Annotated in this window: 7 protein-coding genes and 1 riboswitch; of the genes, 4 read left to right on the forward strand and 3 right to left on the reverse strand. The window is 51.7% G+C overall.

The genetic code is table 11. From position 1 onward, the window contains the following. Window positions 1-68: 68 nt before the first annotated feature. Window positions 69-1,487, reverse strand: coding sequence for a pyridoxal phosphate-dependent decarboxylase family protein (locus tag B036_RS0123105; protein ID WP_020571124.1), 1,419 nt, complete (start codon window positions 1,485-1,487; stop codon window positions 69-71). Between the two features lie 61 nt (window positions 1,488-1,548). Further along, a riboswitch (SAM riboswitch) is annotated at window positions 1,549-1,665 on the reverse strand. 384 nt (window positions 1,666-2,049) lie between these two features. On the opposite strand from B036_RS0123105, the gene B036_RS0123115 reads away from it, so the two are divergent. The 4 genes from B036_RS0123115 (at window position 2,050) to B036_RS0123130 (ending at window position 6,779) form a co-directional block, all read left to right on the forward strand. Next, window positions 2,050-3,225: an MFS transporter gene (locus B036_RS0123115; protein ID WP_020571126.1), complete on the forward strand. Its 1,176-nt coding sequence runs from the start codon at window positions 2,050-2,052 to the stop codon at window positions 3,223-3,225. A 192-nt stretch (window positions 3,226-3,417) separates the two neighbouring features. Then, window positions 3,418-3,762: a hypothetical protein gene (locus B036_RS30690; RefSeq protein WP_020571127.1), complete on the forward strand. Its 345-nt coding sequence runs from the start codon at window positions 3,418-3,420 to the stop codon at window positions 3,760-3,762. A gap of 167 nt (window positions 3,763-3,929) precedes the next feature. Further along, window positions 3,930-5,888 (forward strand): DNA mismatch repair endonuclease MutL, encoded by a 1,959-nt coding sequence (gene mutL, locus B036_RS0123125; protein WP_020571128.1) that lies wholly within the window; start codon window positions 3,930-3,932, stop codon window positions 5,886-5,888. Window positions 5,889-5,924: 36 nt separating this feature from the next. Beyond that, window positions 5,925-6,779, forward strand: a complete 855-nt coding sequence (locus tag B036_RS0123130) for a rhomboid family intramembrane serine protease (protein WP_020571129.1) — start codon at window positions 5,925-5,927, stop codon at window positions 6,777-6,779. A 187-nt stretch (window positions 6,780-6,966) separates the two neighbouring features. Here the strand turns inward: B036_RS0123130 and B036_RS0123140 are convergent, their stop codons facing one another. Together B036_RS0123140 and B036_RS34690 are read right to left on the reverse strand one after the other, a co-directional pair. Then, window positions 6,967-8,529, reverse strand: coding sequence for a YifB family Mg chelatase-like AAA ATPase (locus tag B036_RS0123140; RefSeq protein ID WP_020571130.1), 1,563 nt, complete (start codon window positions 8,527-8,529; stop codon window positions 6,967-6,969). A gap of 174 nt (window positions 8,530-8,703) precedes the next feature. Then, a complete protein-coding gene (locus B036_RS34690) occupies window positions 8,704-9,150 on the reverse strand; it encodes a T9SS type A sorting domain-containing protein (protein WP_455015019.1) in 447 nt (148 codons plus the stop codon). Window positions 9,151-9,476 lie beyond the last annotated feature (326 nt).

A 9,476-nucleotide genomic window follows, 5' to 3' on the forward strand; every position in this document is an offset into this window, starting at 1 on the left:
ATTCTCTGGGAAAGGGCTTGCCCCCTCCCGCATAATGGCGATATAACCCGGACATACGGGCGGTATTATCAGGGCGGGGTCGCCGGTACAATGGGAAGTTCTTTGAGTGCAAGGTGAAGTTCCGACATGATCTCTGAGACCTGTGCCGGATCGTTTTGCCAATTCACAAATGCCGCGCGAATGCCGCGCGTACCATTCATCGTTGTTGGTGTCATGAAATACCGGCCACGATCATTCAGCTGCTGCACCAAGGCGTCAACGGTTTGTGCCGCAGCGTCGTAAAGGGTAAAGGCCACAACGTTGAGTCGTACCGGTGCCAGCAAGGTGAATGCTTTATCTTCAGTCAGCGCTTTGCCAAATGACCGGGCTGTACCAATGCAGCGCTCTACGATGTCCCGGTAACCCTGTCGGCCGTAGGCCATCAGGCTAAACCAGGCCGGTAGCGCCCGGAGACGCCGGCTGTTTTCCGGTCCGGAATTGAGGTAATTGAAATGGCCTGCCGGATCACCGAGGTAGGGAGCAGCGCTGTTTTGGAACGTTGCGACCTGAAGCTTCAAATGTTCTTTGCGGATAAACCAGCAGCCGGAGTCGTAGGGCACGTTTAGCCATTTATGGTTGTCGATCGTGATGCTATCGGCCGATTCCCAGCCGGTCAGCAGGTGAGCATGCTCGGGGCTGACGGCGGCGAAGCCGCCGAAGGCCGCATCCACATGGTACCAGAAGTTATGCTTTTTCTTCAACCGGGCGATCGCCGCCAGGTCGTCAAAATCTACGGTATTTACCGTCCCGCCGCTGGCGATGAAGAGGAAAGGCTGGCCATTGAGCACCTCAATCTTCGCTTGCAGATCGTCCATATCCACCGCCTCCCGGCCGGGCAAGGTAGCTACCTGGATCAGGTTTTGGCTACCAATGCCAAGCATGGCCAAACACTTCACCGCAGAACTGTGCGGCGTTGCCGCAAGCACTGGAATGGGTTTGCGCAAACCAGCCCTAGCTAAATCGTAGCCTTGTTGTGCAGCAACCCACTGCCGGGCAACACCGAGGCAGGTAAAGGCAGACATGGTAGCGCCGGTTACGAAGCCACCGTTGAACACCTCCGGCAGATTAAACAGCTGCCGCAACAGGTCAATCGCACCCAGTTCAATAGCTGCGGAAACATCCCCGCGCCCCGCTACTGCTTGTGGGTTTTGGTCAACGGCGCTGGCCAGCCAGTCGCCCGCCAGGGCGGCCGGGGTACTGCCTCCGGTAACAAAGCCCAGGTAACGGTTAGAGGGTGAAGCAACGAGGTAAGGGGCACATTGCTCCTTAAAAACGCTGATGGCATCCTGCGTTCCCGCCCCCTGATCCGACAAGTGGAATTTCGGCGTGTCCCGGCGCGTAGACCCCGCTGGCAACTGGTCGTCAGACCGGAAGGTCAACGCAAAGTCGCGCACCTCGTCCAATAGCTGGCGAAGATCCTTTTCATCCCGTAAAAATGAGTTATCCATGGTCCGAGCCGATTAAGGACAGGGGACGAACGGAGGCAGGTATTTGAGGCATTGGCAAATGGTTTTATAGTTCCCCGCAAAATTGCGAGACAGGCTTTGGCACCTTTTGCTCCTAGCCGCGGAGCAGTGGTTGCCAGGGCTTCGCAGAGCCTGTGCTCTCCACCCTTCTTTATAAAATTGCGCAGACTGTTACGTCTTTGCAAAGGCAAATGTAGGTGCTCTTTTGGTACGGGACAAATGAAAAATCCTTCATATAAGCTTCTTCTCCGACGGCAAACAGGCCACAACGCCCTTTATTCAAAGCGCTAAACTCCGTTCTGATCAACCCCTTTTAGACGCTGGTCGGTAGCAGAATACCTATCCCTCATTCCCGTTTCGTTTAATAAAACACCCGTAAAAATCGCGCGAATTTTCATCCGCGACCGAAAGCGGAAAAGGTAGACAAAGGCCAGGTCGATGGTATACTGAAACAAGACAAAGTTTCCAGGTTGCGGCACTCCGAAAAAGCAGAAGACACTCCGTACGAAAGCCGAGAATTGACGATGTAGTCTACCTTCGCTAAATGTCAACAAACCTTCGCCTTTCCACGCTTCAGTTTCTGCAAAATGCGGTGTTTGCCTCCAGCGTCATCAGCGTGGGGACCTACCTGCTCAATACGCTGGGTTTCAGTGGACGGGAAGTTGGTATGATCTACGCAACCAACGCCATTGCTGCTACCTTAGCCCCTCCGGCAGTCGGCTGGTTGGCAGACCGGCATTTCAGTGCCAATCGAATGTTGGTTGTCCTGAACGGTGTTGCTGCAGCAGCCTTATTTGCCTGTTTCTTTGTAACAAGTTTCCCCGGCTTCTACGCTTTGTTCCTATTGTTCAACCTCTGCTTCATGCCCACCTTCGGCTTATTGTCAGCCGTCTGTTTTCATCAGCTGGAGGACCCGGCAAAAACCTTTCCGCAGGTACGGGTTTGGGGTACGGTTTCTTTCATGTTAGTGGGACTGGGGCTTAGTTACTTTGCCATCGAAAGCTCTCCCATACCCTTACTAGCCGGTAGCGGCATTGCTTTTCTGATGTCGCTTGGGTGCCTGTTGTTACCAAATATCCCCCCACAACCCGGCTTTAATCTTTCCATGCTCAGAGGGCCTGTAGTAGCAAAAATTATTCGTGAGCCCGGTATGATCGTACTACTGATCGCGGTACTCTGCTCTTCCTTCCCCTCTTCTTTCTACTACAGTTTTCTAAACCCATTTCTTAATGAAATTGGCTGGTCAGCTGCGGCAGCAAAAATGTCCCTGGGCCAGCTGATGGAAATAGGCGTAATTCTGGCCATGCCTCTTGCTTTTCGGAAATTACGGTTTCGAAGCATTGTCTTTTGGGGCTTAATGGCGTGGGGGCTGCGCTATTTTGCTTTTTCCATCGCTCGACCGGGCCATTACGAATGGTTGTTGTACGCAGCTATTCTCGTGCAGGGAATTGCCTTTACCTGGATCGTGATCGCTGCTCAGATCTATGTCGATAAACGCGTCCCGGTTACCTTGAGAAGTACGGCGCAGGGCCTGGTGGCCTTTGCCAACCAGGGCATTGGCATCATTTTCGGCAGTTGGGTCGCCGGGGAGGTCGTATTGGCTAACACGCTTGCCGGAGGTGGCCACGACTGGACTTCGATTTGGCTGGTGCCGGGGGTAGTAGGCGTACTTTCCGCACTGGCGTTTTGGTGGTTTTTTCCGAAGACTGCGCGATTATAGCGTCAGGGAGTCAGATAGTCCAGCAGGAGGGTCATTCATAGTGTATGACTGTCTTATTCTGTGGCTATCTGACTTTTAAGGCGGGGCCGCAGGTGCAGTATTCGGCTCAAACGCAAGGAATGACGCCCACCATTCTACCTGTTTTCAGCATCTTTCCTTAACTTAGATTGTTCTTAGCCAAAACTATTCAACATGGGTTTCCTACGCCTCTTCAAAACACCAAAGAATCAGCAATTCAGCTACAAGCCCCGGTACTGGGACCCCAAGAAGGAAGAAGCCGAGAAATTACGCAAGCGCGTTGAACAGCTGCAAACCGGAGGAGTCGATGCCATGAAGACCCGAATTTCGGGTGGCTTCAGAAAAGGACAGGGCGGCGAAGCCGCCGGAGCTTACCGGAGCGCTCGGGTAAAAAGATCCAACACTACTTTTTTAATTACCCTTATTTCTCTCTTAGTCGTCGCCTACATCATCTACGCCCTCTATTTTCCAGACCTCAGTGCATGGATCACGACGGGGAACACTCCCACGATAGAGTAATATTCCTCCTTTACAAACCTTGTCTGGATAGCTGATTTGCTTTGATATACTTAATGTACCGACCTGCGAAAGACTCACTCGCGGCCAGGAAGCTGATTCACTAACAAGCTCTTATTTTGCGTATCTTAGCCGCCCGATAATTTCCTGCTGCTTAACCAATCTCTTAAATGACGGACAACCTGGTCCACCTACTTCCCGACGCCATTGCAAATCAAATTGCTGCTGGCGAAGTCATCCAACGACCCGCAAGTGTTGTTAAGGAACTCGTTGAAAACGCCATCGATTCCGGCGCAAGTGAGATCGAATTGCTCGTAAAAGACAGTGGAAAGACGTTAATTCAGGTGAGGGATAATGGTTGTGGCATGTCTGAGACTGACGCCCGGATGTCGCTCGAACGGCACGCTACCAGCAAGCTTCGTACTGCTGACGACCTGTTTGCCCTGCGTACAATGGGTTTTCGGGGGGAGGCCCTGGCCAGTATTGTTGCCGTCGCTCACATGGAAATGAAGACCAGGCGCACGCCTGACGAGTTGGGTACTCGCCTGGTTGTTGAAGCTAGTGAGGTTAAAATCCAGGAACCCATTGCTGCTCCTCCCGGGACCAGTATCGCGGTACGCAATCTTTTTTTCAACGTTCCGGCGCGCCGAAACTTCCTAAAAAGTGATACCGTTGAAATGCGGCACATACGGGACGAATACATCCGCATTGCCCTGGCACATCCAGAGGTTCGTTTCGATCTTCACGTCAATGACCGGCTCGATCTTGCCCTGCCTGCCGGAAAACTTCGGCAAAGGGTTGTCCAGGTCTTTGGCCGTAAATATGACAACTTACTGGTACCGATTCAGGAAGATACGGACGTGCTATCCATCAGTGGCTATGTGGGAAAGCCGGAGGCGGCCCGAAAGTCCAAAGTAGGGCAGTTCTTTTTCATCAACAACCGGTTCATAAAAAGCAGTTACCTCCACCATGCGGTTACCAGTGCTTATGATGACCTTTTGCCAAAAGAGAGTTACCCCTTCTACGTTATCTACCTGGAGATTGATCCTTCCCGGATTGATGTCAACGTTCACCCGACCAAGCAAGAGATCAAATTTGAAGACGAACGCCTGATCTACAACTACCTCAAGGCGACCATCCGTCATGGCCTTGGCAGGGCAAGCATTATGCCTTCCATTGATTTCGAGACGGACAACCCTTTTTCTCCTTCCCGCACCACCATTACCAACACGCCTCAGCTACCGGATGATATGGAGGATCCGTTACCGAGCCGGATGAACGACGATTATCAACAACCTCCACCGGCGGGTCGCGGTAGCGGAGGGGCCTCTTCAGCTCGCAGCTCCGGCACCAGCCAGCCTAAATCAGAAGCAGCCCGCCACGCAAGCAACGTTCGGAACTGGGAAAAACTCTACGAAGGATTAGGAGAAGATACAATCTCCAGAACGGAGCCTTCTTTCATCGATTTCGGAGATGTTGCCACCAGTAACCCGGAACTGGGAGAATTACTTCCCAGCCGGATGAGCCAGGAGGAAGATCCTGAAAATCCTGCGCAGCAGCCGCAGGATCGTGCACCATATCAGATTCATCAACGTTACATTGTCTCCCCCATTAAAAGTGGATGGCTGCTCATTGACCAACGCGCCGCACATCAGCGAATTCTGTACGAGCAATTTCTCAAAAACCTCAAGGATACCCCTGCTGCCTCGCAGCAGTCGATGTTTCCCCAGACACTGGAACTTCCTCACGTGGACGTTGGCCTGATGAACGGTATTCTACCTGATCTTCGCCTGCTTGGCTTCGATGTTGAGCACTTTGGTGGCGAGTCGTTCATCATAAGGGGGATTCCCGCAGCATTTGCCGGTCACAAAAACGAAAAACAGCTCCTGGAACAGCTCCTGGAGCAATATCGTAACGACGTTGAAGTAGAGAGTGACGGCCACGCCCGACTTGCCCGGGCACTGGTACGCGGTGCAGCAATTCGCCGTGGTCAATTGCTCGATGCTGCCGAAATGCGTTCGCTTATTGACCGACTCTTCGCCTGCGAACAACCCCAAAGGGCACCCAACGGGCGCCGCTGCTTCATCAAATATGAACTGGATGAAGTAGACCGGCGTTTCGACAGTTAACTTCCCGGGAAGTCATTGTCTCAGACCCTCTACCATATGCCTCCAGTTACTCCCATCGTTCGCTACCTGCTTATTCTTAATGCGCTTGTGTTTGCAGTCGTTGTACTTCCACGTGAAGTAATGGGTTACTCCTTGCAACTGGAGCAGGCGTTGGCGATGTACTACCCTACCTGCCCGTCTTTCCGTCCCTATCAGATCATCAGCCACTTCTTCATGCATGCCGATATCGGGCACATTGGCATGAATATGCTGGGGCTTTACTTCCTGGGTCCCATCATTGAAACCCGGCTGGGTGCAACCAGGTTCTTCCTACTGTATATCCTTTCAGCGCTGGGGTCCGTCGGGCTCCACATTGGTGAGATATGGCTTTCCATTCAGCACTATCAAGACCTTCTAGAAACCTTCGTCGCGAACCCCAGCTTACAACATTTTAACGAATTCTTCGCCGGCGTCGACACCTCCCAGATTCAGGATAACGGTACTTCCGTCAGCACCCTGGTCGGGAATCTTCAAAATAAATTAGCGATGAATACCGGAGGCCCCGCAGCAATCGACGAGGCGAACTACTTGATGCAGGGATACATTGAGTACCTCCAAAAAGGCCCGATGGTAGGTGCTTCAGGAGCTATCTCCGGAGTGCTGGCTGCTTTTGCCGTTTTCTTCCCCTGGCAGAAACTTCAGCTCCTTTTTGTTCCCGTCGGTATCCCTGCCGTCTATTTTGTCAGCCTCATTTTTCTGGTTGACTTGTTTTTGGGTTTTGCAGACTTTGGCTTTGACCGAATTGCCCACTTCGCCCACATTGGTGGTGGAATAACCGGAGCGATCCTGGCCTTCATCTGGTCAAAAACAACTATACCTCCCTGGATGAAACGGGTGGATAAGGATGCTTAATGCCGCTAAGGCCTGGCTGGTAATTAGCCGGCTGCCGGAAAGAACGCTCATCGTCCCAAAGCGGCTCTTTTTACGGTAGATTTTCCAGTGAATTAAGTCCGTTAACTCGTTAAACTCCCGAATTTACCAGTCATCTATCACAAAAATGACTCACTTTGGGTCAGGTTCGGTTCTCCCCGACAGCCCGTTAGCCTTGCTCCCCCCAGCTGGCCCGGTCCAACCCTCGAAAATTGATCGCTTCCGCAAGATGCTGCGAGTTGATGTGCTCGCAGTTCTCCAGATCAGCAATGGTACGCGAGACTTTAAGTATTCGGTCATAGGCCCGTGCACTAAGCTGAAGTTTCTCCATCGCATTTTTCAACAGCTGGCTACTTTCAGCGTCAATTACACACCATTCCCGCACCAGGCGGCTGGGCATCTGAGCATTACAATAAATCCCCGTCTGATCAGCATACCTTAAAGCCTGGACCTTTCGAGCAGTGACTACGCGCTTCGCAATTACCTCACTAGTCTCAGAGTCCGGTTCCCGGCCCGCAAGTTTTTCCAGGGGTACCGGAGTTACTTCCACTTGTAAATCAATACGATCCAAAAGCGGACCACTTATTTTACTCAAGTAGCGCTTAACCGTACCAGGAGGGCAAGTGCAATCACGTGTAGGGTGATTAAAATAGCCACAAGGGCAAGGATTCATGCTTGCAATGAGCATAAAGCTTGCTGGAAAGTCTACCGTTATTTTCGCACGGCTGATGATGATTCTTCGTTCTTCCATTGGCTGACGCATCACTTCGAGTGCACTCCGCTTGAACTCTGGCAATTCATCAAGGAACAATACACCATTATGGCTTAAGCTGATTTCGCCCGGACTCGGATAACTGCCTCCTCCAACCAGGGCCACGTCACTAATAGTATGATGAGGTGCCCGAAAGGGCCTGGTCGTTATCAAAGCTGTTGAAGCTGGCAGAATACCGGCAACAGAATGAATCTTAGTTGTCTCCAGAGCCTCCCGTAAATCAAGCGGAGGAAGAATAGTCGGCAACCTACGGGCCAGCATAGTCTTACCAGCTCCCGGAGGTCCAATTAATATTACGTTATGGCCCCCTGCTGCAGCAATCGTCATCGCACGTTTTATATTCTCCTGACCACGGACATCACTGAAATCAACATCAAAGCAAGTTCGGTCTTTAAAGAACTCCTCTCGTGTATTGACCTCCACTGGTTCCAGTTTGATTTCCCCCGTAAGGAAATCAATAGCCTCACGCAGACTTTTTACTCCATACACCGATAAATCACTTACAATAGCTGCCTCCCGGGCATTTTCCAGCGGTAGGATAAACCCCTTATATCCCTTCGCTCTTGCCTGAATAGCTATGGGTAATGCTCCTTTAATCGGTCGCAACTCCCCACTTAGCGATAGCTCTCCCATGATCATATACTCCGACAAGTCTTTGACGGCAATTTGATCTGTTGCGTTCAGGTACCCCAAAGCTACCGGAAGATCATACGCCGCACCTTCCTTACGTACGTCCGCAGGCGCAAGGTTGATCACAATCTTCATTCTTTTATTCTGAAAGCCGCTGTTCACAACGGCTGCTTCGACCCGGTAAGACCCCTCCCGAATTGCGCTGTCGGGTAATCCAACAACATTATACCAAGGCTTTCCTTCCGCTACAAAGCCTCCGGAATTAACCTCTACGGTGATACACCGTGCATCTACGCCCTCAACGGCGCTGGCAAAAGTTCTAACTAACATAAAGCTGCATAAAATGTGCAGCACACCTTTCGAATACACAAATGTATCGATAAACAAATTTAAACACAAATAATATTTAATGTTTTTAAATTAAATGAAAGTGGCCCCACCGGATTTCTCCGATGGGGCCACTTTCCATCTGCCCTTCCGGGCAGGACTAACGGTCAGTTGTTATTACTTAACAACTACCATCTTCTTAGTAGCGGAGAAGTCACCAGCAGTCAGCGTGTAGCTGAGGACACCGGTAGCAGCACCAAGCTCGCTTACGTTAACCGTAGTTACGTTACGACCAGCAACACCTTCCAGCTCACGTACCATGATCGTGCGACCCTGTACATCCTGGATGTTCAGTGTTACCTGACCGGCGGTAGCCAGCGTGTAAGCGATAGTGGTTACGTCTGCAACTGGGTTAGGCATGTTCTGCTCGAGGCTGTTCACCATGTCAGTAGCAACAACACCAGAGAAGTTCAGGGCAAGGCCGTTGCTGATACCAGCAGCGGTTACACCTTCACGTACGGTGATTGCGTCAGTCAGGTTAACCAACTCGCTCAGCAGACCAGCTTGAGTAGCGCGGACTTCCAGGCTCAGGGTAGCGTTGTCACGCAGGGCAACAGCGATCATGCCTTCAGCGGCGCGATCAAGGTTGATGGCACCTTCGCCAGCGTAGTCAGCAGATACCAGCTCAAGACCAGCAGCCAGCTCGATGGTGCCCTGGAAGGCAGCAAGAGCGGAACCGTCAAGTACCAGGGTGTGCGTCTGACCAGCTTCGAGCTGTGCATCAGCAGCGTTCAGGCTTTGTGCAGAACGACCAGCAANGTTGAACGTGTTACCAAGCTCAGAGGCAATGAAGTCAACATTGCGCAGCGTACCGGCAAGGTCGTTAACGTTGTATACCTGTGGGAAGGAAGCACCGTATGGGTTGTTGATGTTGATCTGAGCATCAGCAG

The organism is Neolewinella persica DSM 23188 (assembly GCF_000373105.1).
Classification (GTDB): Bacteria; Bacteroidota; Bacteroidia; order Chitinophagales; family Saprospiraceae; genus Neolewinella; species Neolewinella persica.

What these genes read in the sequence shown, in the direction of transcription:
- B036_RS0123115 (WP_020571126.1), top strand. Translation starts at nt 2,050, where the DNA reads ATGTCAACAAACCTTCGCCTTTCCACGCTTCAGTTTCTGCAAAATGCG.
- B036_RS0123130 (WP_020571129.1), top strand. Translation starts at nt 5,925, where the DNA reads ATGCCTCCAGTTACTCCCATCGTTCGCTACCTGCTTATTCTTAATGCG.
- B036_RS0123140 (WP_020571130.1), bottom strand. Translation starts at nt 8,529, where the DNA reads ATGTTAGTTAGAACTTTTGCCAGCGCCGTTGAGGGCGTAGATGCACGG.
- mutL (WP_020571128.1), top strand. Translation starts at nt 3,930, where the DNA reads ATGACGGACAACCTGGTCCACCTACTTCCCGACGCCATTGCAAATCAA.
- B036_RS34690 (WP_455015019.1), bottom strand. Translation starts at nt 9,150, where the DNA reads ATGATCGCTGTTGCCCTGCGTGACAACGCTACCCTGAGCCTGGAAGTC.
- B036_RS30690 (WP_020571127.1), top strand. Translation starts at nt 3,418, where the DNA reads ATGGGTTTCCTACGCCTCTTCAAAACACCAAAGAATCAGCAATTCAGC.
- B036_RS0123105 (WP_020571124.1), bottom strand. Translation starts at nt 1,487, where the DNA reads ATGGATAACTCATTTTTACGGGATGAAAAGGATCTTCGCCAGCTATTG.